23 protein-coding genes are annotated in these 22,895 nt (G+C 56.4%); 10 read left to right on the top strand and 13 right to left on the bottom strand.

Going from position 1 to position 22,895, the window contains the following annotated elements:
• The first annotated feature begins 40 nt into the window (after positions 1-40).
• The 5 genes from CHB79_RS16315 (at position 41) to CHB79_RS16335 (ending at position 4,287) form a co-directional block, all read left to right on the top strand.
• Positions 41-1,108 (top strand): alpha/beta fold hydrolase, encoded by a 1,068-nt coding sequence (locus CHB79_RS16315; RefSeq protein WP_089360676.1) that lies wholly within the window; start codon positions 41-43, stop codon positions 1,106-1,108.
• Positions 1,109-1,135: 27 nt separating this feature from the next.
• Positions 1,136-1,645: a cytochrome P460 family protein gene (locus CHB79_RS16320; protein WP_089360677.1), complete on the top strand. Its 510-nt coding sequence runs from the start codon at positions 1,136-1,138 to the stop codon at positions 1,643-1,645.
• 23 nt (positions 1,646-1,668) lie between these two features.
• Positions 1,669-2,445, top strand: coding sequence for an alpha/beta fold hydrolase (locus tag CHB79_RS16325; RefSeq protein ID WP_010489059.1), 777 nt, complete (start codon positions 1,669-1,671; stop codon positions 2,443-2,445).
• A gap of 57 nt (positions 2,446-2,502) precedes the next feature.
• Complete coding sequence (locus tag CHB79_RS16330) at positions 2,503-3,255, top strand: 3-oxoacyl-ACP reductase family protein (RefSeq protein ID WP_089360678.1); 753 nt, start codon at positions 2,503-2,505, stop codon at positions 3,253-3,255.
• 279 nt (positions 3,256-3,534) lie between these two features.
• The gene (locus CHB79_RS16335; protein ID WP_089360679.1) at positions 3,535-4,287 is read left to right on the top strand and encodes a creatininase family protein; all 753 of its coding nucleotides are present in this window, start codon (positions 3,535-3,537) and stop codon (positions 4,285-4,287) included.
• Between the two features lie 143 nt (positions 4,288-4,430).
• Here the strand turns inward: CHB79_RS16335 and CHB79_RS16340 are convergent, their stop codons facing one another.
• The 3 genes from CHB79_RS16340 to CHB79_RS16350 form a co-directional block, all read right to left on the bottom strand.
• Complete coding sequence (locus CHB79_RS16340) at positions 4,431-5,645, bottom strand: cytochrome c biogenesis protein DipZ (RefSeq protein ID WP_089360680.1); 1,215 nt, start codon at positions 5,643-5,645, stop codon at positions 4,431-4,433.
• A gap of 69 nt (positions 5,646-5,714) precedes the next feature.
• Complete coding sequence (locus tag CHB79_RS16345) at positions 5,715-5,969, bottom strand: hypothetical protein (RefSeq protein ID WP_089360681.1); 255 nt, start codon at positions 5,967-5,969, stop codon at positions 5,715-5,717.
• A 38-nt stretch (positions 5,970-6,007) separates the two neighbouring features.
• Positions 6,008-6,271 carry a DUF2790 domain-containing protein gene (locus CHB79_RS16350; protein WP_089360682.1) on the bottom strand — a complete coding sequence of 88 codons (264 nt, stop codon included), beginning with the start codon at positions 6,269-6,271 and terminating at the stop codon, positions 6,008-6,010.
• Between the two features lie 294 nt (positions 6,272-6,565).
• Here CHB79_RS16350 and CHB79_RS16355 point away from each other — a divergent pair, with 294 nt between their 5' ends.
• The 5 genes from CHB79_RS16355 to CHB79_RS16375 all read left to right on the top strand — a co-directional run bounded on the left by CHB79_RS16355 (position 6,566) and on the right by CHB79_RS16375 (position 12,090).
• Positions 6,566-7,306 carry a response regulator gene (locus CHB79_RS16355; protein ID WP_010489045.1) on the top strand — a complete coding sequence of 247 codons (741 nt, stop codon included), beginning with the start codon at positions 6,566-6,568 and terminating at the stop codon, positions 7,304-7,306.
• Complete coding sequence (locus CHB79_RS16360) at positions 7,303-8,613, top strand: sensor histidine kinase (protein WP_089360683.1); 1,311 nt, start codon at positions 7,303-7,305, stop codon at positions 8,611-8,613. The genes CHB79_RS16355 and CHB79_RS16360 overlap by 4 nt, the downstream gene beginning before the upstream one ends.
• Positions 8,614-8,867: 254 nt before the next feature.
• The gene (locus CHB79_RS16365; RefSeq protein ID WP_089360684.1) at positions 8,868-10,286 is read left to right on the top strand and encodes an aldehyde dehydrogenase family protein; all 1,419 of its coding nucleotides are present in this window, start codon (positions 8,868-8,870) and stop codon (positions 10,284-10,286) included.
• 194 nt (positions 10,287-10,480) lie between these two features.
• Complete coding sequence (locus CHB79_RS16370; protein ID WP_089360685.1) at positions 10,481-11,146, top strand: hypothetical protein; 666 nt, start codon at positions 10,481-10,483, stop codon at positions 11,144-11,146.
• Between the two features lie 362 nt (positions 11,147-11,508).
• A complete protein-coding gene (locus tag CHB79_RS16375) occupies positions 11,509-12,090 on the top strand; it encodes a hypothetical protein (RefSeq protein WP_089360686.1) in 582 nt (193 codons plus the stop codon).
• A gap of 134 nt (positions 12,091-12,224) precedes the next feature.
• On the opposite strand, the gene paaZ is transcribed toward CHB79_RS16375, so the two are convergent.
• The 10 genes from paaZ to paaH form a co-directional block, all read right to left on the bottom strand.
• Entirely contained in the window at positions 12,225-14,297 is a 2,073-nt protein-coding gene (gene paaZ / locus CHB79_RS16380; protein ID WP_089360687.1) for a phenylacetic acid degradation bifunctional protein PaaZ, read from the bottom strand.
• 139 nt (positions 14,298-14,436) lie between these two features.
• Positions 14,437-15,513: a 1,2-phenylacetyl-CoA epoxidase subunit PaaE gene (paaE, locus tag CHB79_RS16385; RefSeq protein ID WP_089360688.1), complete on the bottom strand. Its 1,077-nt coding sequence runs from the start codon at positions 15,511-15,513 to the stop codon at positions 14,437-14,439.
• A 25-nt stretch (positions 15,514-15,538) separates the two neighbouring features.
• Positions 15,539-16,072: a 1,2-phenylacetyl-CoA epoxidase subunit PaaD gene (gene paaD, locus CHB79_RS16390; protein WP_089360689.1), complete on the bottom strand. Its 534-nt coding sequence runs from the start codon at positions 16,070-16,072 to the stop codon at positions 15,539-15,541.
• Entirely contained in the window at positions 16,059-16,814 is a 756-nt protein-coding gene (paaC, locus tag CHB79_RS16395; protein WP_089360690.1) for a 1,2-phenylacetyl-CoA epoxidase subunit PaaC, read from the bottom strand. The genes paaD and paaC overlap by 14 nt, the downstream gene beginning before the upstream one ends.
• Before the next feature lie 8 nt (positions 16,815-16,822).
• Positions 16,823-17,104: a 1,2-phenylacetyl-CoA epoxidase subunit PaaB gene (gene paaB, locus CHB79_RS16400; protein WP_010489035.1), complete on the bottom strand. Its 282-nt coding sequence runs from the start codon at positions 17,102-17,104 to the stop codon at positions 16,823-16,825.
• Positions 17,105-17,125: 21 nt separating this feature from the next.
• Positions 17,126-18,118: a 1,2-phenylacetyl-CoA epoxidase subunit PaaA gene (gene paaA, locus CHB79_RS16405; RefSeq protein WP_010489034.1), complete on the bottom strand. Its 993-nt coding sequence runs from the start codon at positions 18,116-18,118 to the stop codon at positions 17,126-17,128.
• Positions 18,119-18,330: 212 nt separating this feature from the next.
• The gene (gene paaK / locus CHB79_RS16410; RefSeq protein WP_089360691.1) at positions 18,331-19,641 is read right to left on the bottom strand and encodes a phenylacetate--CoA ligase PaaK; all 1,311 of its coding nucleotides are present in this window, start codon (positions 19,639-19,641) and stop codon (positions 18,331-18,333) included.
• 96 nt (positions 19,642-19,737) lie between these two features.
• The gene (gene pcaF / locus CHB79_RS16415; protein WP_089360692.1) at positions 19,738-20,943 is read right to left on the bottom strand and encodes a 3-oxoadipyl-CoA thiolase; all 1,206 of its coding nucleotides are present in this window, start codon (positions 20,941-20,943) and stop codon (positions 19,738-19,740) included.
• On the bottom strand, positions 20,936-21,385 hold the full coding sequence (gene paaI / locus CHB79_RS16420) for a hydroxyphenylacetyl-CoA thioesterase PaaI (protein ID WP_010489031.1): 450 nt from the start codon (positions 21,383-21,385) through the stop codon (positions 20,936-20,938). Before paaI ends, pcaF begins: the two co-directional genes overlap by 8 nt.
• Positions 21,378-22,895 carry a 3-hydroxyacyl-CoA dehydrogenase PaaH gene (gene paaH / locus CHB79_RS16425; RefSeq protein ID WP_089360693.1) on the bottom strand — a complete coding sequence of 506 codons (1,518 nt, stop codon included), beginning with the start codon at positions 22,893-22,895 and terminating at the stop codon, positions 21,378-21,380. The genes paaI and paaH overlap by 8 nt, the downstream gene beginning before the upstream one ends.

Raw genomic sequence — 22,895 nt, forward strand, 5'->3', positions numbered from 1 at the left:
CGCGATAACCATAACTCAACCTGTACATTGGAGAATTGCCATGAAGATGACTTTGCTCAACCAGCAAACCAGGCCGCAGCGGCGCATACTCGCGCCTTCGCTGCTGGCTCTTGCCCTCTTGCAGTTCGGTGCCTTGACCCATGGCTCGAACCAGGCCACGGCCGCGACGCCGGAAACAACGGTTGGCCCAATCACTGTAGGGAGCCACACCTCCCTGGGTGAGCTCAAACATATCAAGGCGGGCCTGCTGGATGTTTCCTATGCCGAAGTGGGGCCAGCCGAAGGTCCAGTGGTGATTTTGCTGCACGGCTGGCCATACGATATTCATAGCTATGCCGATGTGGCCCCGGCACTGGCAGAAAAAGGCTACCGGGTATTGATTCCTGAAGCTCGTGGTTATGGCAAGACCCGCTTCCTGTCCGATAAGACTTTGCGCAATGGTCAACCAGCGGCGCTTGCCACTGACGTAATTGATTTCATGGATGCGCTGAAGGTTAAACGGGCAGTGCTTGGCGGCTATGACTGGGGCGCACGCACCGCTGATATTGTCGCGGCGCTATGGCCGGAGCGGGTCAAGGCGCTTGTGGCTGTGAGTGGTTACCTGATTGGTAGTCAAGAAGCAGGTAAGGTGCCATTACCGCCTGCTGCCGAGCTGCAGTGGTGGTACCAGTTCTATTTTGCCACCGAGCGCGGCCGTGCGGGCTATCAAAAAAATACCCACGACTTCGCCAAGCTGATCTGGAAATTGGCTTCGCCAAAATGGGCGTTCGACGATGCCACCTTCGAACGCAGCGCCGCGGCACTGGATAATCCAGACCATGTGGCCATCACGATTTTCAACTACCGCTGGCGTCAAGGGTTGGTCAAGGGCGAAGCCAAGTATGACCCTATCGAGAAGAAACTGGCGACTTTCCCTTCGATAAAGGTGCCGACCATCACCATGGAAGGTGACGCAAATGGCGCACCCCATCCACCTGCCGAAGCCTATGCCAAGCGCTATACGGGCAAGTATGAGTACCGCCTGATAACGGATGGTGTTGGCCACAATTTGCCGCAGGAAGCACCACAAGCTTTCGCCCAAGCGGTTATAGACGCTGATCATCTTTGATCAGGTCGCCCGTACAGGAGGCAGGTTATGAAACTCAAGCATCTGGCGATTTTGCTTTCTGGTGCAGCCGCCGCTGCACTTGGTCAGGCTGGTTTTGCCGATGGCCAGTCGGCGAAGAGTCAGGCATCACCGATTTACGGTGTGACCCTGCCTGATGGTTATCGTAAATGGCCGCTGATTGCCCCTGCTCAGGAAGCTGCACCGCTTAACGAGTTGCGCGCGGTGCTTGGTAATGAGCAGGCAATCAAGGCTTATGAAAAAAATACCTTGCCGTTTCCAGACGGCACCGTGCTGGTCAAGTTGGCTTGGAAGCACGTTCAGTCCCCGGAGTTCGAACCCGCGTCGATTCCAGGTGCAGCCACCACCGTTCAAGTGATGGTCAAGGACGCCAAGAAATATGCATCTACAGGGGGATGGGGCTTTGGCCGGTTTATCAACGGCCAGCCCGCTGATGAGGCACAGCACAAGACTTGCTTCGCCTGTCATCAGGCGTTGGTCCGTGATCACGATTTTGTATTCACCCGTTTTGCTCCGTAACTCCACTATCGAAGGACACTGAAATGAAAAAACTATCTGTTGCGCTGGCCCTGGCTGCCAGCTTGGTATTGTCGGCCAGTGCATTTGCCCAAACTGGCAAGCCAACCGTGGTGCTGGTGCATGGCGCATTCGCCGACTCGTCCAGTTGGAACGGCGTGGTGAAAATACTTGAGAAAGATGGTTACCCGGTCATCGCCGCGGCTAACCCATTGCGCAGCGTGAAAAGTGACGGTGCCTCGGTTTCGGCGCTGCTGACGAGCATCAAGTCGCCGGTGGTTCTCGTTGGGCATTCCTATGGCGGTAATGTCATCACTGAAGCGGCCAACGACCACGCGAATGTCAAGGCGCTGGTCTATGTCAGTGCATTTGCTCCAGACAAGGGTGAGAGCGCCGCAGAACTGGCCGGAAAATTTCCGGGCAGCACGCTTGGGCCAACCTTGGCAGAGCCTGTTGCGCTGGCCAGTGGCGGTAAGGACTTGTACATAAAGCAGGCCAAATTCCGTGATCAGTTCGCCGCCGATGTTCCCGCCGCGCAGGCAGCACTGATGGCGGCGGAGCAGCGGCCAGTCACTGAAGCGGCGCTTAACGAAAAGTCTGGTGAAGCGGCCTGGAAGCATATTCCGTCCTGGTTTATCTACGGAGACAAGGACAAGAACATTCCTCCACAAGCCATGGTGTTTATGGCCAAGCGCGCCAAGGCCAAAGGAGAAGTGGTGGTCAAGGGCGCTTCCCATGTGGTGATGGTTTCCAATCCTGGACCGGTCGCTCGCCTGATTGAAAAGGCTGCACAAGCCAAGTGATTTTCACTGCCTGGTAACGGGCTTAGTTGAGACGCAAATCAACAGAGGGTTGAAGTTATGTCAATTCATGATCAGCGGTTCGCCGGTAAAGTTGCATTGGTCACCGGCGGATCACGCGGCATCGGTGCCGCCATTGTCCGTCGACTGGCCAAGGAGGGCGCTGCGGTAGCCTTTACCTATTCTGCCTCCAGCGCAAAAGCCGAGGCGCTTGCAAGCTACATCCAGTCAGCGGGTGGCAGGGCACTGGCGATCAAGGCCGATAGCCGTCTTGCCGCGGATATAGAGCACGCCGTGGCCGCAACCATAGAGCAGTTTGGTGGCTTGAATATCCTGGTCAACAATGCCGGTATTCTCGGGCTTGGCTCGGTCGATGATTTCAGTGTCGAGCAGTTTGACGATATGTACGCAGTCAATGTGCGTGCCGCTTACATCGTCGCTCAGGTGGCCTCGAAGGTGATGAGTCGCGGAGATCGGATCATCATGATCGGCAGTGTTGCGGGCGAGCGCTCCGGCTTCCCGGGGTCAAGCGCATATTCAATGAGCAAGGCTGCTCTGATTGGTCTGGTCCGTGGACTTGCCCTGGATTTCGCCCCTCGCGGAATCACAGTCAACAATGTTCAACCTGGCCCAACGGCTACCGATATGAACCCACCTGACGCGCCCCATCTGGACAAGGCTGTTGCTCAGGTACCACTGGGTAGGCTCGGCACACCAGATGAGATCGCGGGCATGGCGGTTTATCTTGCCAGCGATGACGCATCATTTGTGACCGGAGCGAGCCTGACTGTCGATGGCGGCTATTTGGCCTGAAGCTTGCTGCTCGCCAAAGCGCAGGCGCTGGGTGAGTGGTGCGTTATTGGCCCATGCAATATGGGCCAAGTGTATCGACCGTTATTGAAGCTATTGGCTTTTCCAGCTGGGGCTTGTGCTCCTCGAAACCGGCTGGAAAGCCCTACTCGTAGGAGTGAGCCAGGCATTTCGCTGTTGGCTTTTGTGGTGCGCTGCGTTCGTAGGCATCCGTATTTAGCCTAATTATCCAGACTTCCAGCCATTTTGCTCCAGATGGAGCCCTGTAAAGAGAGAACTCACATGCTATTGCATCTATCAACCTGGGCGGAAATCGAACAATTTCTACAACGCAGCCGGAGCATTGTGGTGCCCATCGGCTCGAACGAACAACATGGGCCTACCGGGCTTCTCGGAACGGACTGGATGTGCCCGGAAATCATTGCATACGAAGCACATAAGGCAGGAGATATTCTGATCGCTCCGACCTTCAATATCGGAATGGCTCAACACCACCTCGGATTTCCCGGCACTATTTCACTACGTCCTTCAACCTTTATCGCGGCGATCGGCGACTGGACGCGCTCACTGGCAGCCCATGGCTTTGAGAAGATCTTTTTTCTCAATGGTCATGGAGGCAATATCGCATCGATCGAAGCGGCTTTCTCTGAACTTTATGCCGAAGCCAGTTTTGCTCGGCGCAAAGCTGGCTTCGCCTTGAAGCTGTGTAACTGGTGGGATCTGCAAGGTGTGGCCGAGCTGGCTAATGAGCAATTTCCTGTTGGCCATGGAATTCACGCAACGCCGTCCGAGATCGCTGTTACCCAGTGGGCGTACCCGGATGCAATCAAGCACGCGGAGTACTCGCCAAAGATCGCTAATTGGGGGCCGATTCGTGAAGCCGTTGATTTTCGTGCCCGCCATCCAGATGGCCGCATGGGCTCGGATCCATCGCTGGCCACTCCGGAAAAAGGTGGGCAGTTAGTGATGATGGCAGCCCGCAGTCTGGTTCGGGAACTACAGGCTTTTAGCGAGGAGCCGGCGCCGGGTTTATAGGGCATCGGGGCAAGTCCGAATGTTTAACGCCCGGCTTATCCGGGCGTTGTTGTTCTAACCAGGGAAAACAATATGGGCGCAAAGCAAACGTCCAGTGTTGTAGCTTTGGCTTGCGGCCTGTTGGGGTAGGACGCTTGTCTGAATCACGCCGCAGGTGTTGCCTTGGCCTCCTTGAGCAGTTGCTGGATCATTTTTTCCTGGGTGTCGTAGCTGCCTTCACCAAAATGGGTGTAACGCACCTGGCCATTTGCATCGATGAGGTAATGTGCAGGCCAGTACTGGTTATCGAAGTTGCGCCAAATCGCATAGTTGTTGTCAATGGCGACCGGATAGGTGATGCCGTACTCCTTGACCTTGGCCTTGACGTTATCGATGATGCGCTCAAAGCCGTATTCCGGGGTGTGTACGCCAATTACCACCAGCCCGTCCTTGCTGTATTTCTGTGCCCAGTCCTTCACATAGGGCAAGGTGTGACGGCAGTTGATACAGTCGAAAGTCCAGAAGTCCACCAGCACCACTTTGCCTTTTAATTGATCCTTGCTCAGTGGTGGGGAATTGAGCCATTGCACCGCGCCATCCAGTGACGGCATGGCACCTTTGGGTTGATCGCTGAGACCATCTGCTCTGACTTTGCTCACCAGGTAATCGACAATCTTTGGCACGTTCTGCAGCACACTGGTTTCGACTTTACCTATTCCTGCCGAAGAGGTGCCCGCCAGCAGGTTGTCATCGGTGCCAGTAGCGATCGCTGCAGCGCTGGCCAGTACGACGCCGCCGACGCCTCTGCGCAACCAGGCGGTAACCGGAATCGAGGGTTTGAGGCGATTGATCAAACCACGGCCGGCGAAAATCAAAATACCGAGAGAAAAGGCGCTGCCCAAACCATAAGCCAGCAGTAACAAGCTGGTGTTTGCGTTGGCACCTTGCAGCATGGCGCTGCTGAGTATCACCCCGAGTATCGGCCCGGCGCAGGGTGCCCAAAGCAGCCCTGTGGCCACGCCGAGCATGATTGATGGCAGCGGGCCGGATATTTGGCGAGTTGCCGGGTCGAGACGGTTGCCCAGTCTTACGAATGGTCGCGTCAGCCACTCACCGACCCGTGATGAAATCAGTGAAACGGCGAACAATGCCATTACCACAAGTGCGATATAACGCCCGCTATTGCTGGCCTGAATGACCCAGGCACTGCTGATCACGGCCAGGCTGGAAATCAGGGCAAATGTAAAAGCCATGCCAGCGAGGCTTAACAGGATTGATGAGCGCTTGCGATCGGCCCCGGCAAACATGAAGGGTACGACAGGCAGGATGCATGGACTCAGGACGGTCAATATGCCGCCCAAGAAAGCGATAAGTATCATGGGATCACCTTGAATATGCACGTTTGTACTGCCCCGGCTTGGCGCTGTGGCCAAGCCGGCAGGCTTACTTCAGGCCGTCTCGGCTTTCAGTAGCTTTCCTTGAGGGGTGCGGCTAGCGCCATTCTCGGCAAGCATCCTGCCCTGTGGCGTGAGGCTTGCCCCATCTTCGACTAGCAAGTTGTGAGTGGGCTGCTTGGCTACAGGCGTCAATTGAAAGCAACTGGCGCTGCCACATACATTTTGCTCGACAGCGGCATTGGCATGGCTTGCAACACCTGCCACGGCAAAGGCAACAACGGTGATATAACGGCTTAACTTGTTCATGAGTTTGTCCTGTTTCAATTTAATGAAGGGTTACGGGCTCAGTTTTCCGAGCTGCAGTTTTCGGCAACCTTGCGGTAGTCCAGAACATGGATTTGGTTGTGCGAATCGAGATAGGTCATCTGGGCATTGACGATGCCGCACTGCGGAGCATTGTCCTCGGTCAGCGATAGCACCTTGCTGATATCTAGCTGTGTGCCGTAGCTGCATGTTTGCGGCGTGACTTTGGCCTCTGCATGCGCGGACAAGGTACAGATGTTCAGGGCTGCAAACAGACAGGCGGTAGCGATGGCTTTAGGGTTCATGACTGCTCCTTGAATCAATGGTTGATTAACTCGGGGCGCTGGGCTTGGCCTCGATGGAGCCTATTTAAAACGCTGGGTTTATCGCTTATGTGTCGTAAAACAGCGCGGATAAATCTTCAGGTATCCAAGACCGGGCTAGATACACAGCGATACAAGAAAGCTGAGAAATACAGGGTTTTGCTTCTGCATGTATCCAGCACGAGGCCAGATACACTGCAATACAAAGAGATAAGGGCAGGGGCCGCAACTGCCCGATAAACTGAACCACATCTGCATATTCTTGAGGCAAGCGCAATGGAACACGTCGATCACATCCTTATCGTTGACGATGATCGCGAGATCCGTGAGCTGGTGGGCAATTACTTGAAGAAGAATGGCCTGCGCACCACTGTTGTGGCTGAGGGGCGGCAGATGAGGGCATTTCTGGAAACCACCAAGGTGGATTTGATCGTGCTCGACATCATGATGCCGGGAGATGATGGCTTGATGCTTTGTCGTGAGCTGCGTGCTGGCAAGCATAAAGCTACGCCGGTGCTGATGCTGACCGCACGCAATGATGAAACCGATCGTATCATCGGCCTGGAAATGGGCGCTGATGATTACCTGGTCAAACCCTTCGCTGCTCGTGAATTACTGGCGCGTATCAATGCTGTGTTGCGTCGTACGCGAATGCTGCCGCCAAACCTGATTGTCACCGAGAGTGGACGCTTGCTCGGGTTTGGGCGCTGGCGCCTGGACACTTCAGCCCGGCACCTGCTTGACGAAGACGGCACAATGGTTGCCTTGAGCGGTGCTGAGTACCGTCTGCTGCGAGTTTTTGTGGATCATCCACAGCGGGTACTAAGCCGCGATCAGTTGCTCAACCTGACCCAGGGCCGAGATGCTGATCTGTTCGATCGTTCCATCGATTTACTGGTCAGCCGTCTGCGCCAGCGCCTTCTGGACGATGCTCGTGAGCCGGCCTATATCAAAACCGTGCGCAGTGAGGGCTATGTGTTTTCCCTGCCAGTGGAAATATTGGGTGACTCGGTATGAGCTTCGCCCTGCGCTGGCCCCGTACCCTGGCGTCGCGATTGTCGCTGATATTTATTGTCGGCTTGTTGCTTGCTCATGCGTTGTCATTCGGTGCTCAGTATTACGAGCGCTACCAGTCGGCCAAAGACACCATGCTCGGCAATCTGCAAACCGATGTCTCGACTTCGGTTGCCATTCTTGATCGCCTGCCTGCAAGCGAGCGGGCCGGTTGGCTCAGGCAGCTTGAGCGGCGAAACTACAGGTACCTGCTCGATGAGGGAACAGCAGGGGTTCCAATAGATGTAAGCATGGCTGATGCACCCATTGCCATTGCTTCAATCAAGGAAGCTATTGGGAGGGATTACCCGCTGAGCTTTAGTGACATTCCAGGACTGGTAAAGCATTTTCAGGTGCACCTCAAACTGGCCGATGGCAGTCCCTTGACCATTGACGTCAGGCCATCGATGGTGCCGTTGTCGCCCTGGTTGCCAGCGGTGCTGTTGGGGCAATTGGCGTTGACGCTTGTATGCACCTTGCTGGCCGTGCGAGTGGCTGTTGGTCCACTTACGCGCTTGGCCAATGCTGTCGGTGATCTTGACCCCAACAACCATCCGGTATTACTGAGCGAGAAAGGGCCGGCCGAAGTCGCCCATGCGGCCAAGGCGTTCAATGCGATGCAAGCCCGCATCGCTGCCTACCTCAAGGAACGCATGCATCTGCTGGCTGCTATTTCCCACGATTTGCAAACACCTATTACCCGGATGAAATTGCGCGCCGAGTTTATGCATGATTCCAGTGAAAGAGAAAAACTCTGCAATGACTTAGGCGAAATGGAGCATTTGGTACGTGAAGGGGTGGCTTATGCCAGAAGCGTCCACGGTGCGACCGAAGAAAGCCGACGCATTGATCTCGACTCATTTCTCGACAGCCTGGTGTTCGATTATCAAGACATGGGCAAGAGCGTAGCCCTGAACGGCAAGTGCGGTGTCGTCATCAATACCCGTCCCCAGGCTTTGCGGCGGGTTGTGGTTAATCTGACCGATAACGCTTTGAAGTTTGCCGGCGCCGCTGAGCTATGGGTGGGAAAAGATACCCATGGTGGGCTGTCTATAAAAGTCATGGATCGCGGCCCGGGCATCTCTGAGCAAGAGCTGGAACGGGTAATGCAGCCTTTCTACCGGGTAGAGAATTCACGCAATCGCAGCACAGGCGGTACTGGCCTGGGGTTGGCGATCGCCCAGCAATTGGCAATGGCTCTTGGCGGTCAGTTGATTCTAAGCAATCGTGAAGGCGGTGGTTTGTGTGCCGAGTTGAAGCTTAATGCCTGAGGCTGTTTTGTACTCGAGCATCGTTTGATCGGGCCAACCCAATTGTAAATAGCACTTGCCTGATTGCGCGGGGCTGTTTTCGTGCGGTTGCAGGTCAGGAGTTTGGCCTGAAAGCAAAGGCATATCCAACTCAGTCAGACCTATTGCAGCAAGCAGCGTTTCCCGAAATAACGCGTCCATATTTCAACACATCCAAGCCTCGGTGGTGCTGAAGTGGATCAGTGTTAATCCCCCGACAAGCATAGGTAACCCGTATGTCCAAGATCAATCAGGCTTACATAGACGGTCGCTTTGTCACTGTGCAGGGATCTGAAGTGGTGGAGTGCATCAATCCGGCAACCGAGTCGAATATCGCTACAGCCACGCTCGCCAATCGTGACGATGCAATTGAGGCCATCGCTGCGGCTAAGCGTGCTCAAGGGGCTTTGGCCTGTACCACGAAGGCACAGCGTATCGACATGCTCAAGTCTCTCCAGGCATCCGTATTGGCCAGCACCGATCAGTTGCGAGACAGTGCGATCGAAGAGTACGGCGCACCTTTGGCTCGGGCCCAATGGGTGAGTCAATATGCCTCGCAGTCCTTCGCCAATGCTGCGCAAACCCTTGAGGAGTACGAGTTGGTGCGTTCAATCGGCGGGGCCAGGGTCTTCATGGAACCTGTTGGCGTGGTGGGTTTGATTGCTCCCTGGAACAGCGCCGCCGGCACCATTTGCAGCAAACTGGCATCTGCCATCGCAGCTGGCTGCGCATCGGTGATCAAGCCCAGTGAGTTGAGCGCGGTCCAGACGCAAGTGCTGGCTCATGCCCTTGATCGTGCGGGGCTGCCTGACGGGGTCTTCAATATCGTGCTTGGGCGTGGCAGTGATGTAGGCGACGAAATGAGTACAAGTCCTGATGTGGCGAAAATCTCATTCACTGGATCTACGCCGACCGGCAAGCTTATTGCTCACGCTGGTATAGAAACCATGAAACGGGTGAGTTTGTCTTTAACTGGTAAGTCGGCAGCGATCGTGCTCGAGGATGCAGACTTTGACGTGGCAATCCCACTCGCCTTGAATGCTGCGTTTATGAACAACGGGCAAGCCTGTGTTGCCGGCACACGCCTGCTGGTGCCACGTCGGCGATTAAATGAAGTGAGCGAGCGGCTCAAGGTGTTGGTTGATGCGCTGGTCGTTGGTAATCCGCAAGATCCAGCCACGACTATTGGCCCTTTGGTCAATCGGGCCCAATACGAGCGGGTGCAACACTTCATCCGCCGCGGCCTGGAGCAGGGCGCCACCTTGGTTGCCGGCGGTACAGGCAAACCTCAGGGTTTGGACCAAGGTTTCTTTGTGCAGCCAACTGTCTTTGCCGACGTAAATATGGACATGGATATCGCCCGTGAAGAAATCTTCGGGCCGGTTTTATCCATTTTCACCTACGACAGCGAGGAGCAAGCCATTGCTATCGCAAACGCCAGCACTTATGGATTGCAGGCATATCTGTTCTCGACGGATCTCGAACGTGCCCAGTGCATCGCCGGCCAGCTCCAGGCCGGGACGGTATTGATCAACAGGATAGTGCCAGATCTGCTGGCGCCTTTCGGCGGCGTTAAACAATCCGGGGTCGGCAGGGAGTTTGGCGTATTTGGCCTGGAGTCTTTCCTGGAAGCCAAAACTGTTGCATTCGGCTAGCGGGCAGGGCTTGAGTAGTTGTTAGTGAAAGCTCAGATGCATACAACAACTTACACAGCACTGGGTTGCTGAAATACATCAGATACACCGCTGCGATTAGATATTAAACGCATCGTCTGATTTTAATTGTTAAGCGCTTGGTTTCAGTTCGTGTATTACCAACAGGCGTTCACAATCTAGAGCGAGAAATAGTCATGAGTAAAAAACAGTGGCCACTATTGAGTGACTTGCCACCGGATACGGCTACCCCGGTCGATTATGCATATGATCAGTTGGCGAGAGCCGACCTGCCTGAGTTAATTGATGGGATGCGTCAGTGGTTCCCGGATTTGGCAGTAGGCGCAGGTAGGTATTACAGTGATGTTTCATTTTATGAGCAGCGTGTATACCTGAAGGGAGAGCTTGAACGGGATATCGTTGTCTATGTAGGGCGCTACAAGGGACGAATCATGGCGGCGATCTGCATTGAGAAAAACGATGATAACCTGACGTTGCTGGGCCGGTATGGCGTTTGTGCGCCCGAACATAGAAGAACCGGCGCTTCTTTATTCGCGGGTTACATCATGGATGCACTTGCCGATTATCTGGGCTCAGCCATGGCCTATTCATTTGTCACCCTTAAGTCCAAGGGTATGCAGGCAATGCTTGAACGTGACGGGTTCAGGGCTGTTGGAATACTGCCTTTTTCCGATAGGGAAATGATCGAAGGCAGCGTTAAACATATCAGTGAAATTATATATGCGAAGCATTACATCGAAAGAACTGAACTCTTACCGGTTCACTATGAAAATATGACGGTGTCTGTTCGACGGTTATGGGATGAGCTGTTCGGAAAGATTCAGGATGCCTCGTCTCGCTAATCCCTGCGCAACTATAAACAGGCTGTATAAAGTAAGTGGTTGCGCTTTGCCCCCATGACTTAGCCTGCTTGAACAGCTTTCATCATTTCGTCGATTTTATCTGCGGTTCTTCCGCGACTGGATAATCAACTGGAACTGCTGCTCAAGCATATTGAATGCTCTATATAGCTTACCAAGGTCCACCATGTTCCAAGTTGGTGGCGGCAAGGCTTTGCCTCTGAACGGCGCTGTTTTGCCGCTTTTTCTTGGTTATACGGCTGGGCTCTGAGTTAATTAGTTGTAAGTATTATGATTTATTTGTTTGGTGCAGATTTTGCTTTCTAGCCTGGGCGCATATTGCGCATACGATTAAGGAGGAGGTAATGAGTACGATCCAAGGCATAGGTACTCTGGGAGGCTACAGCGATATTTCATCCCTTGGTGCGAGAAGTCGGAGCGCATTTCGCGAGGAGGCGCTGTTTTCCCTGCCCAAGGCCAACGCACAAGAGCCCCCCACGCGCCAGCGTGAAATCAATGATCAGTCATTTCAGGCTGCGCAAGCGATTGACGAAGGATTCGCCAGGCTCAGACTAGGTTTGCAAGACGCAGGCAATGGCATGGTTTCAGGTAGCGTGGTTGGCAGCTCCCTAGCTGAAAGCCTGGCTGACAGCGGGAGTGTGGCGCGCGAAGAGTTCAGGAAATACATGGAGATGACGCCTGCCGAGAAGATGCGCGACAGCATTCTCAAAGAATTAGGGCTGACCGAGGAAGAGCTGGATGCCATGCCGCCGGAGCAGCAGTCGGCCATCGAAGAGAAGATAGTGCAGCGCATCAAGGAGCGGTCACAGGTGGCAATCAGTGGTGGCAGTGAAAGCCAGATGTCCAACCCCTGGCAGACGCAGAGAATGCCTGGGCAAAATGCATTAGGTTCTGGTGATTCTGCTCAGTTCAGTCAGTTTGTTTGAGTGCGTGGCAGCCGCCACCGGGCGTGTCAGTCAGGTGCTGGCGTGGGCGCTGTTTCATAGCGTTGCTGAAAACTATTGGCTCGACAATAAAAGCCCGCAAGTTATCTGCTCGCGGGCTTTTTACTGGCTCAATATCAGGTTTTATCCGCTTGAGCTCCATTGCGCTTGAGCACGAGGGTAAGGATGTCGTAACTGGCAACCAGTTCACCTTCCTGGTTAGTCACCTCTACGTCCCAGGCCACTACGCCCTGCGGCTCGCCTTTGGGGCTGGTCTTGCCCTGGTCGATTTTGCGCTTGCAGGTCAGTCGCGCTTGAATGGTGTCGCCAATGCCAACCGGGTTGATAAAACGCAATGTATCCAGGCCATAGTTGGCCAGAACCGGGCCTACACCCGGCGATACGAACAAGCCAGCCGCCGCCGAGAGTACAAAGTAGCCATGTGCAATACGCTTGCCGAACTGCGACTCCTTGGCTGCAATATCGTCGAAATGCATGTAGAAATGGTCGCCAGACAAGCAACCAAAGTTGACCAGGTCAGCCTCTGTGACGGTGCGGCGGTGGGTCAGCAGCGACTCGCCGATCTTCAGTTCTTCAAAGTAGCGGCGAAACGGATGGACTTCTGTTTCATAGACCTTGGCGCCGCGTACATACTCGCCGGTAACGGCCATCAGCATGCTTGGCGAACCTTGTACCGCGGTGCGCTGTAAATAGTGTTTGACGGCGCGTAGACCGCCTAACTCCTCGCCGCCGCCAGCACGCCCTGGACCGCCATGCTTGAGCATGGGGAGCGGTGAGCCGTGACCAGTAGATTCAGCAGCGGACTCTCGATCAAGTATATGCAGGCGGCCGTGCAGCGCAGCAGTAGCGGGAACGGCACGCGCAGCGACCTGTGGGTCCTTGGTCACCAGGCTGGCCACCAGGCTGCCTTTGCCGCGCGCCGCCAGAGCAATTGCTTCATCAATATCGTCATACGTCATCAGCGTGCTGACCGGGCCGAAGGCCTCGATGTCGTGGGCGCCGCCTGCCGCGTGTGGATCGCGAGCGAGCAGCAGCGTTGGTGCACAGAAAGCACCTTCACCAACACCTTCACCCAATGGTGAAAATCCGTCTTGGGCGCCCAGTAGCATGTCGCTGCTCTGAAGCAGTGCCTGTATACGTTCAGCAACGTCGGCCTGTTGTGCGTGAGATGCCAGGGGGCCCATGCGTACGCCTTCAACCGATGGGTCGCCGGCAACCACCTTAGCCAGGCGTGCGCGCAGGCCTTCGGCAACTGCATCAAGGTGTTTGGCAGGCACGATGGCGCGGCGAATCGCGGTGCATTTTTGCCCTGCTTTTACTGTCATTTCGCGGGCGACTTCTTTGATGAACAGCTCGAATTCCGGGTCGTCCGGTGTGATTTCGGGAGCCAGGATTGCGCAGTTCAATGAGTCTGCCTCGGCGTTGAATGGCACCGAGTTTCGAATCAGGTTCGGGTTTACACGTAGCATGGCTGCTGTGTCGGCTGAGCCGGTAAAGGTCACAACATCCTGGCCTTCCATACGGTCAAGCAAGTCGCCAGTGCTGCCGATAACAAGCTGCAAGCTTCCGGCTGGAAGCAGGCCGGATTCGTGCATCATGCGCACTGCTGCCTCGGTCAGATAGCTGGTGGCGGTGGCTGGCTTGATAATGCATGGCATTCCGGCGAGGAAGCTTGGGGCAAATTTTTCCAGCATGCCCCAGATCGGAAAGTTGAATGCGTTGATATGCAAGGCAACGCCGCCGCGCGGGACCAGGATGTGGCTGCCGGCAAAGGTGTTGAGTTTGCCCAGCGGCATCGCCGGACCTTCGTGCACAACATTGCCCGAGGGCATTTCACGCGCACCGATACCCGAGTAGGTGAACAGGGTACCCGCCCCCCCTTCGATATCAATCCAGCTGTCGGCACGGGTCGCGCCGCTGTGGTGGGACAGGGCGTAGAGCTCTTCTTTGCGTTCGAGCAAGTATTTGGCCAGCGCCTTGAGCCGTTGTGCGCGTTGTTGGAAGTCCATCGCCATCAATTCGTTGATGCCGCGTTGGCGTGCGTATGCAATTGCTTCAGCGAAGTCCAGTGACTCTTCGTGAGTGTGGGTGATGGTCTGGCCGTTAATGGCGCTACGCAGGGATTTTGCTGCGTGCTGGCCAATCCAGCGTTCACCGATAAAGCTTTGCAAGATGCTTTGCTGAGACATTTGAGCTCTCCAAATACATGACTGCCCGATCAATCAGGCGGTTGTGCAACTGCGAGTATGAGTCGCGAGTGCTGCAGCGAATGAGTAGCAGGTGACTGGATTCATCTGCGGGGCGTTGGATGCGTGCCGCCGACGGCGCTTAAAGTTCGTCGAAGTCGAGCACGACTTTTTTACTGAGTGGGTAGCTTTGGCATGAGAGTACGTAGCCAGCCGCGACTTCGTAGTCTTCCAGGGCAAAGTTGCTGTCCATCTCGACCTCGCCTTCGATGACTTTGCATTTGCAGGTCGAACACACGCCGGCTTTGCACGAGTAAGGCAGTTCCGCGCCCTGGGCGTTGGCGGCGTCGAGAATGCTCTGGCTGTTGCGCGCCAATTCGAAGGACTTGCTGTGGCCATCGCTGGTGACAGTGATCTGGCACAGGGCGCTGTCAACGGCTGCTGCGGCCTGGCGCTGTTGCCGCTTTTGCTCGCTGCCAGCGGCGGCAAAGAGCTCGAAGTGGATGCGCTCGGTTGGCATGCCATTGGCTTTGAGCTGCTCGCGCACGGTTTCAGTCATGGCTTGCGGGCCGCAAATAAAGGCTGCGTCGAGTGTGGTGACGTCCAGCCACTGTTTAAAGAACTGCGCGCATTTGTCGGCGTCGATATGGCCGTTGTAGAGGTCGACATCCTGTTGCTCACGGCTGAACAGATAGATGATGTTCAAACGTTGCAGGTAGAGGTTTTTCAGGTCACTCAGTTGGTCGCGGAACAGCGTCGAGTTACTGGAACGGTTGCCGTAGAGCAAGGTGATGTGGCTGTGCGGCTCGCTTTCAAGGGTGCTCTTGATTATCGATAGAATCGGCGTGATGCCGCTGCCGGCTGCGACGGCCAGGTAGTTGCCGTGGCGCGCAGGGTCCAGCTCGACATGAAATGAGCCACTGGGCGGCATGACTTCGAGGCTCTGCCCGACTGTTAACGTCTCGTTGGCATAGCAAGAAAATAGCCCGCCACCAACACGCTTGATCGCCACGCGCAGGTCGTTATCGTTAATGCCTGTACAAATGGAGTAGGAGCGACGCACCTCCTCACCATTGATCTGGGTGCGCATCACCAAGTGCTGGCCTTGAGTGAAGCGAAACTCGTCGCGCAGCTCGCTGGGAATATCGAAGGCGATCGAAACTGCATCGCGCGTCTCGGGGCGGACGTCTTTGATCTTCAGATTGTGGAATTTGCTCATTATTGTTCTCCGGCGATGGCTGCGCTCAGATGCACTTGAAGTAATCAAAAGGTTCCAGGCAGTCACGGCAACGGTACAACGCCTTGCAGGCGGTCGAGCCGAACTGGCTGAGCAGTTCTGTGTTGGAGCTGCTGCACTGTGGGCAGCAGATCGCTTCTGTTTCGCCGAGCAAGCTGCGCTTATTGCTGCTGCCAACCGGCGGGGCGATACCGTAGGCACGCAAGCGTTCGCGGCCCTGTTCAGTGATCAGGTCGGTGTTCCAGGCCGGATCAAGGCGGCGCTCGAGCATGGGCGCGGCAAAGCCAGCCTGTTCCAGGGCCTGGCGAATATCGTCTTCGATCACTTCGGTAGCAGGGCAGCCGGAGTAGGTGGGCGTCACCACCAGGTGCACATGGCCCTGCTGCCAACCCACCTCGCGGACGATGCCCAGGTCGACCACGCTGACCACCGGTACTTCCGGGTCCATGACCTCGGCCAGCACTGCCCAGGCCTCGGCGATATCAGCGCTTGAGCCTGGGCGGGCGCCCTGGTCACTGGTGATCAGCTCACCAGGTTGCATTTGGATAGGTCCTCGGTAGGTACTGCATTTCCGCCAGAATGAAACCCAGGTGCTCGGTGTGCAGGCCTTTGCGCCCACTCAGGTAGAAATGCTTGGCTGCCGTGGGCACCGGCAGGGTGGCCAGCGTGAGCGTTTGGCTAACCTGGGCCAGCCAGGCTTGCGCGACCTTGTTGTGGTCGGCGCCGATACCTGCTTCAGCCAGGCGCTGTTCGATTTCGTCGCCAGCGCTGAGTTCTACCGTAAAGCGCCAGACCTGTTCGATGGCGGCCAGCATGCGCTTGTGGCTTTCTTCAGTGCCGTCTCCCAGGCGCTGTACCCACTCACTCGAACGGCGCAGGTGATAGGTCACTTCCTTCAGGGCTTTGGCGGCTATACCGGCAATGCGCTCGTCACTGGAGCCACACAACTGCTGCAAGACATCAAGGTGCCAGGCATCGTAGAGAAACTGTTTGGTCATGGTCACGGCGTAATCGCCATTTGGTTGCTCAACCAGCAGCAGGTTGCGAAATGCCCGCTCATCCCGACCGAAGGCCAAGTCATCTGCGGTGCGCCCGTCGTCCAGCAATTGGGCTGCGTACTCAAGCCAGTTGCGCGCCTGGCCTATGAGGTCCAGGCCGACGTTCATCAGGGCCAGTTCTTCTTCGAGAGCCGGTGCATTGCCGCACCACTCGCATAGTCGTTGGCCCTGGATCAGTGCGCTGTCACCCAGGCGCAGCAAGTATTGGATCAGATCATCGTTCATCCGCAACCTCACATGTGACCGACTTCAGCCGGCAACTCGTAGAAGCTGGCGTGGCGATAGATTTTGTCATTCGAGGGGTCGAATAGCGGTTCTTTCTCGTCGGGCGCCGAGGCGGTAATGGCTGCCGAGGGCACAACCCACAGGCTTACACCTTCGTTGCGGCGGGTGTACAGCTCACGGGCGTTTTCCAGCGCCATGGCTGCATCAGCGGCGTGTACGCTGCCGACGTGCTTGTGGTTGAGGCCGTGCTTGCTGCGCACGAAAACTTCGAAAAGGGTCCAGTCAGACATGCTAATAATCTCCTCGCGCGATCAGGCGACGTCGCGTTTTAGTTGTTGTTTGCGGGCGTAGGCGACAGCAGCTTCGCGAACCCAGGCGCCATTCTCGATGGCGCTGCGGCGTTGGTTTACGCGCTCCTGATTGCAAGGGCCGTTGCCTTTGAGTACTTCATAGAATTCATCCCACTGGATCTCACCGAAGTCGTAGTGGCCGCGTTCGGCGTTCCACTTCAGGTCCGGGTCAGGTGCGGTGCAGCCAAGCAATTCCAGTTGCGGTACTGTCTGGTCGATAAAGCGCTGGCGCAGTTCATCGTTGCTCTGGCGTTTGATTTTCCAGGCCATCGACTGCGCGCTGTTCGGTGAATGCTCGTCGCTTGGCCCAAACATCATCAACGACGGCCACCACAGGCGGTTGATTGCATCCTGGACCATGTCTTTCTGTGCCTGGGTGCCTTCTTGCATCATCGTCAGGAGCATCTGATAGCCCTGGCGCTGGTGGAAGCTCTCTTCCTTGCAGATACGCACCATGGCCCGCGAGTAGGGGCCGTATGAGGTGCGCTGCAGCACCACCTGGTTAACGATGGCTGCACCGTCTACCAGCCAGCCAACCGCACCCATGTCGGCCCAGCTCAAGGTCGGGTAATTGAAGATGCTGGAGTACTTGGCCTTGCCGTTGTGCATCTTGGCGATTTCTTCATCGCGGTCCGCGCCCAGCGTTTCCATGGCGCTGTACAGGTACAGGCCATGGCCGGCTTCGTCCTGGATTTTTGCCATCAATTGCAGTTTGCGCTTGAGGGTTGGCGCCCGGGTTACCCAGTTGCCTTCAGGAAGCATGCCGACGATTTCAGAATGGGCATGTTGGGAGATCTGGCGGATCAGGGTTTGGCGGTAGGCTTCAGGCATCCAGTTCTTGGCTTCGATCTTGATCTCTGCGTCGATGCGTTCCTGGAAGGCGCGCTCCTGAGGCTCCATTTCGTCCAATGACTTGAGACGTTTAACGCCGGTCTCAACGAGTTGTGCGTACATGCTGTGCCTCCAGCTATGACTTTGGGCTATGTTCGTGGGTGTATTTTTAAATGATACACAAATAAATATCAAACAATAATTAATGTGTCGTAATTGATTTTTTGCTTTCTGCAGGCGTGATCCGACCGATGGCGAGCGCAGGAGAGGGCGGCCAATGCTTTGCTCAGGCAAAAAAAAGCCCCGCATAAGCGGGGCAGGGACTCTTGGATAACTTATGCGCTACGCTTGTCGATGACGTGGCAAGCCTTGCCTTCAGAGCGTTTCAGGCTGTTGAATGGCTTGATGAGGACGCGCGTGCTGATGCCAATATGGGTCTTGATCTGCTTGGCCAGTTCGGTGCCGATCAGCTTCTGCTGGGCTTCATCCATGCCATCGAGCTCATGGCGCAGTTCGACCAGTACATCAACGCTATCAAGATTTCCATTGCGATACAGATGCATCTCATAAAATTCGGAAAGTTGTTTTATTTTTAGCACCTGCTCTTCAACTTGAGTCGGGAATACGTTGACGCCCCGGATAATCAGCATGTCGTCACTGCGACCGGTGATCTTGTCCATCCTGCGCATCGGGCGCGCTGTGCCCGGCAACAGGCGAGTGAGATCGCGCGTGCGGTAGCGGATCATTGGCAGAGCTTCCTTGCTCAGGGAGGTGAACACCAGCTCACCCAGTTGGCCATCTGGCAGTACCTGGCCTGTCACCGGGTCGATGATTTCGGGGTAGAAATGATCTTCCCAGATGGTTGGGCCATCCTTGGTTTCGGCGCACTCCATGGCGACGCCAGGCCCCATGATTTCAGACAGGCCGTAGATATCCAGCGCCGTGATGCCCAGGCGCTGTTCAATGGAGCGGCGCAGTTCGTCAGTCCATGGCTCGGCGCCAAAAATTCCCAAGCGCAATGCGAGCTTGTGCGGATCGAGGCCCTGGCGTTCAATTTCGTCTGCCAGGTTGAGCATGTATGAAGGCGTGACCATGATGATGTCCGGCTGGAAATCACGAATCAGCTGGACTTGCTTCTCGGTCTGTCCGCCTGACATCGGAATCACGGTGCAACCCAGCCGCTCGGCACCGTAATGTGCACCCAGGCCACCGGTGAAAAGACCATAACCGTAAGAGATGTGCACCTTGTCGCCGCGTCGACCGCCTGCTGCACGAATCGAGCGGGCAACCACATTGGCCCAGGTGTCGATATCGTTCTGGGTGTAGCCAACCACTGTTGGTTTGCCGGTGGTGCCGCTGGAGGCGTGTACCCGAACTATTTCGGATTGAGGTACAGCAAACATGCCGAATGGATAGTTGTCGCGCAGATCACTTTTGCCGGTAAAGGGAAACTTGGCCAGGTCATCCAGGGTTTTCAGGTCGTCGGGGTGTACGCCCAGTTCATCGAAGCGCTGACGATAGAGCGGAACATTCTGGTAGGCATGTTTAAGGCTCCAGCGCATGCGCTCGAGCTGATGCTGGCGCAGGGCATCGATGCTGTAGGTTTCGACCGGATCAAGCAAGGCATGTTGGGCGTTCATATTCATGACATCACTCTATTTATTTTTGTGTGACAGCAAGCCAGGCTGCTGAAACTTGAGGCAGCGTAGCCGCATCGGGATACTTGGGCTAGGCCTGCCAGATCACAGGCGTTCAATGATCATGGCGATGCCTTGGCCGACACCAATACACATGGTGCAAAGCGCATAGCGAGCCTGGCGATCTTCCAGTTCGTTAAGGGCAGTTGTGACCAGGCGAGCTCCGCTCATGCCCAGTGGATGGCCAAGGGCAATGGCGCCCCCATTGGGGTTGACCCGGGTGTCATCATCGTCCAGGCCGAGCTCGCGCAACACCGCCAAGCCCTGTGCTGCAAAGGCTTCGTTGAGCTCGATAACGTCCATATCGTTTAGCGACAGGCCGGTGAGCTCCAGCACCTTGCGGGTGGCGGGTACCGGGCCTATACCCATGATGCGTGGCTCGACGCCCGCGGTTGCCATGCCGACAATTCGCCCGCGAGCCTTGAGACCGTGACGCTGGGCGGCGGTACTGCTGGCGAGAAGCAGGGCACAGGCGCCATCGTTGACCCCGGAAGCATTACCGGCGGTAATGCTGCCACCTTCGCGAAAAGGCGCCCGCAGTTTGGCCAGTTGTTCGGCTGTGGTATCGCCGCGCGGATGTTCGTCTTGCTCTATTACCTTTTCCGGGCCTTTGCGTTGGGCAATGCGCACCGGGACGATTTCCCGCGCCAGGCGGCCATTGGCTTGTGCGGCGGCTGCACGTCGTTGACTGCGCAATGCAAAAGCGTCCTGATCCTCGCGGGAGATTGCGAACTGCTGGGCAACATTTTCGGCGGTTTCGGGCATCGAGTCAGTGCCGAACTGCGCTTGCAGTTGCGGGTTGATAAAGCGCCAGCCAATGGTGGTATCAAAGAGTTCGGCAGAGCGGCCAAAAGCCTGGTCGGATTTGCCCATGACAAAGGGCGCGCGCGACATGGACTCGACACCACCGGCGATCATCAGGCCAGCCTCGTTGCAGCGCAGGGCACGAGCCGCATTGCCGATAGCGTCCATGCCCGAGCCGCAAAGACGGTTGAGCGTGGTGCCCGGCACTGTGACCGCCAGGCCGGCGAGCAGTGCTGACATGCGGGCAACGTTGCGGTTGTCCTCGCCAGCCTGATTGGCGCAGCCATAGATCACATCATCGATTCTCGACCAATCGACCTGCGGATTGCGTTCTATCAGGGCGCGGATCGGGATGGCGCCCAGGTCATCGGCGCGCACGCTGGACAGGGCGCCGGCATAGCGTCCGATGGGGGTTCGCATTGCATCAATAATCAAGGCGTCAGTCATGTGCAATCTCCTGCGCGAGTACCGTGCCGCGCACTTTGTAGGATTTTCCGTGGAACAGGGCGATCAGCTCGCCCTGCTGGTTTTCAATTCGCACGTCATAATTGCCGGTGCGGCCACCACGGCTTTGTTCGACGGCATGGGCTTTGAGTGTGTCGCCGACAAATCCAGGAGCGATGTAGTCAATGCTGCAGCCGAGCGCGACTGTGGTTTCGTTATAGGTGTTGCAAGCCATGGCAAAGGCCGAGTCGGCCAGGGCAAACAAGTAGCCGCCATGGCAGGTGCCGACGCCTTGAATCATGTCTTCACGCACAACCATGCTGACCACGGCGGTGCCGGGGCCGCTTTGCTCTACGCGCATGCCCATGCGCTGGCTGGCTATGTCGCGGTTGAACAGGCTTTCAGTGCAGGCTTGGGCCAGTGAGATAGCAGGCTGGTCAGTCATGGAAGCGGCTCCCTTCGGCAACTTTGCGGCGCAGTAACAGGGAAGGGCGATAGCGTTCTTCGCCATAGGCGCGCTGCAGGTTGTCGAGTGTCTGCAACACGGCAGGCAGGCCAATCTCATCAGCCCAGGCCAGTGGCCCCATTGGGTAATTGACGCCTGCACACATGGCCAGGTCGATATCGGTGGGTGTGCCTACATTGTGCAATGCGGCATCGGCAGCCTCGTTGGCCAGCATGGCGACAGTGCGCATAACCGCCAATCCCGGAATATCGGCCAGCAGGCTGGATTTGATTGAGCACCGCGCCAACAGGCTGACCACCTGGTCCAGGGCTTCGCGGCTGGTGTTTTGGGCGCAAGCCAGGCCAATACGAGTCGCTTTGCTGTAGTCCTTGGCCAGGTCAAGAAGCACCAGGTTGCGGTGGCCATCCTGCAGGCTGCGCTGGCAAGCCATGCGCCCGTCGGACAGGGCAACAACGGCGTCGCCAACACGTAACACGCCGCTGCCGTCGCGTTCGATGACCTTGACGCCGGCAGCCTTGATACGTTCGATCAAGCCTTGTGCAGCGCCGAGCGAGCCTTCAAGAACGCAGCTCTCTACCTGGCTGGCGGCGCTGAGTTCATCTGCTGCAGGCTTTGCTGCATCGGCTGCGTAGCTATAGAAGCCCTGGCCACTTTTACGGCCCAGGTGACCGGCGTCGACCAGCTCTTTCTGTACCAGTGAGGGCTGAAAGCGCATGTCGTTGTAATAGGCGTTGAACACCGAGCAAGTAACCGCATAGTTGACATCGTGGCCGATCAGGTCGGTCAACTCGAATGCACCCATGCGAAATGCTCCGGCTTCACGCATCAGTGCATCGAGCGTTGCGCTGCTTGCAGCACCTTCCTGCAGGGCGCGCAGGCTTTCGGCATAGAACGGCCGCGCCACGCGATTAACAATAAAGCCGGGAGTGGAGCGTGTGTGCACGGGTTTTTTGCCCCAGGCGGCGGCTGTGCTGTGTACGCACTGGGCTATACCCGGGGCCGTTGCCAGTCCGCTAACCACTTCAACCAGCGCCATCACCGGTGCCGGGTTGAAAAAATGCATGCCGACCACCCGTTGCGGATGCTGCATGCCGGCTGCCAGCGCGGTTATCGACAGGGAAGAGGTGTTGCTGGCCAGAATGCAGTCGGCGCTGCACAAGGTTTCGAGCTGAGTGAACAGGCCGCGTTTAACCTCCAGGTTTTCGACAATCGCTTCGATGACCAGATGCGAATCAGCCAGCGCTTCGATCGAGTCGGCAGGTCGCAGGCGGGCGACAATGTCGGCGCGGTCCTGGGCATCGAGCTTGCCGTTGGCAACCCGCTTGCCCAGTTGTCGATCAATATTGGCAATTGCTTCGCCAGCCGCGCCATCGCGCATATCGAACAGCCTGACCTGATGGCCCGCCTGCGCCGCAACCTGGGCAATGCCTACGCCCATTGCACCGGCACCAATAACAGCGATCAAGGCTTGGGTGTTGAGTGCTTGCAT

It is taken from the genome of Pseudomonas segetis (assembly GCF_900188155.1).
GTDB lineage: Bacteria > Pseudomonadota > Gammaproteobacteria > Pseudomonadales > Pseudomonadaceae > Aquipseudomonas > Aquipseudomonas segetis.

Coding starts and splice junctions, on each gene's coding strand:
- CHB79_RS16315 (WP_089360676.1), top strand. CDS start 41: ATGAAGATGACTTTGCTCAACCAGCAAACCAGGCCGCAGCGGCGCATA.
- CHB79_RS16320 (WP_089360677.1), top strand. CDS start 1,136: ATGAAACTCAAGCATCTGGCGATTTTGCTTTCTGGTGCAGCCGCCGCT.
- CHB79_RS16325 (WP_010489059.1), top strand. CDS start 1,669: ATGAAAAAACTATCTGTTGCGCTGGCCCTGGCTGCCAGCTTGGTATTG.
- CHB79_RS16330 (WP_089360678.1), top strand. CDS start 2,503: ATGTCAATTCATGATCAGCGGTTCGCCGGTAAAGTTGCATTGGTCACC.
- CHB79_RS16335 (WP_089360679.1), top strand. CDS start 3,535: ATGCTATTGCATCTATCAACCTGGGCGGAAATCGAACAATTTCTACAA.
- CHB79_RS16340 (WP_089360680.1), bottom strand. CDS start 5,645: ATGATACTTATCGCTTTCTTGGGCGGCATATTGACCGTCCTGAGTCCA.
- CHB79_RS16345 (WP_089360681.1), bottom strand. CDS start 5,969: ATGAACAAGTTAAGCCGTTATATCACCGTTGTTGCCTTTGCCGTGGCA.
- CHB79_RS16350 (WP_089360682.1), bottom strand. CDS start 6,271: ATGAACCCTAAAGCCATCGCTACCGCCTGTCTGTTTGCAGCCCTGAAC.
- CHB79_RS16355 (WP_010489045.1), top strand. CDS start 6,566: ATGGAACACGTCGATCACATCCTTATCGTTGACGATGATCGCGAGATC.
- CHB79_RS16360 (WP_089360683.1), top strand. CDS start 7,303: ATGAGCTTCGCCCTGCGCTGGCCCCGTACCCTGGCGTCGCGATTGTCG.
- CHB79_RS16365 (WP_089360684.1), top strand. CDS start 8,868: ATGTCCAAGATCAATCAGGCTTACATAGACGGTCGCTTTGTCACTGTG.
- CHB79_RS16370 (WP_089360685.1), top strand. CDS start 10,481: ATGAGTAAAAAACAGTGGCCACTATTGAGTGACTTGCCACCGGATACG.
- CHB79_RS16375 (WP_089360686.1), top strand. CDS start 11,509: ATGAGTACGATCCAAGGCATAGGTACTCTGGGAGGCTACAGCGATATT.
- paaZ (WP_089360687.1), bottom strand. CDS start 14,297: ATGTCTCAGCAAAGCATCTTGCAAAGCTTTATCGGTGAACGCTGGATT.
- paaE (WP_089360688.1), bottom strand. CDS start 15,513: ATGAGCAAATTCCACAATCTGAAGATCAAAGACGTCCGCCCCGAGACG.
- paaD (WP_089360689.1), bottom strand. CDS start 16,072: ATGCAACCTGGTGAGCTGATCACCAGTGACCAGGGCGCCCGCCCAGGC.
- paaC (WP_089360690.1), bottom strand. CDS start 16,814: ATGAACGATGATCTGATCCAATACTTGCTGCGCCTGGGTGACAGCGCA.
- paaB (WP_010489035.1), bottom strand. CDS start 17,104: ATGTCTGACTGGACCCTTTTCGAAGTTTTCGTGCGCAGCAAGCACGGC.
- paaA (WP_010489034.1), bottom strand. CDS start 18,118: ATGTACGCACAACTCGTTGAGACCGGCGTTAAACGTCTCAAGTCATTG.
- paaK (WP_089360691.1), bottom strand. CDS start 19,641: ATGAATATGAACGCCCAACATGCCTTGCTTGATCCGGTCGAAACCTAC.
- pcaF (WP_089360692.1), bottom strand. CDS start 20,943: ATGACTGACGCCTTGATTATTGATGCAATGCGAACCCCCATCGGACGC.
- paaI (WP_010489031.1), bottom strand. CDS start 21,385: ATGACTGACCAGCCTGCTATCTCACTGGCCCAAGCCTGCACTGAAAGC.
- paaH (WP_089360693.1), bottom strand. CDS start 22,895: ATGCAAGCACTCAACACCCAAGCCTTGATCGCTGTTATTGGTGCCGGT.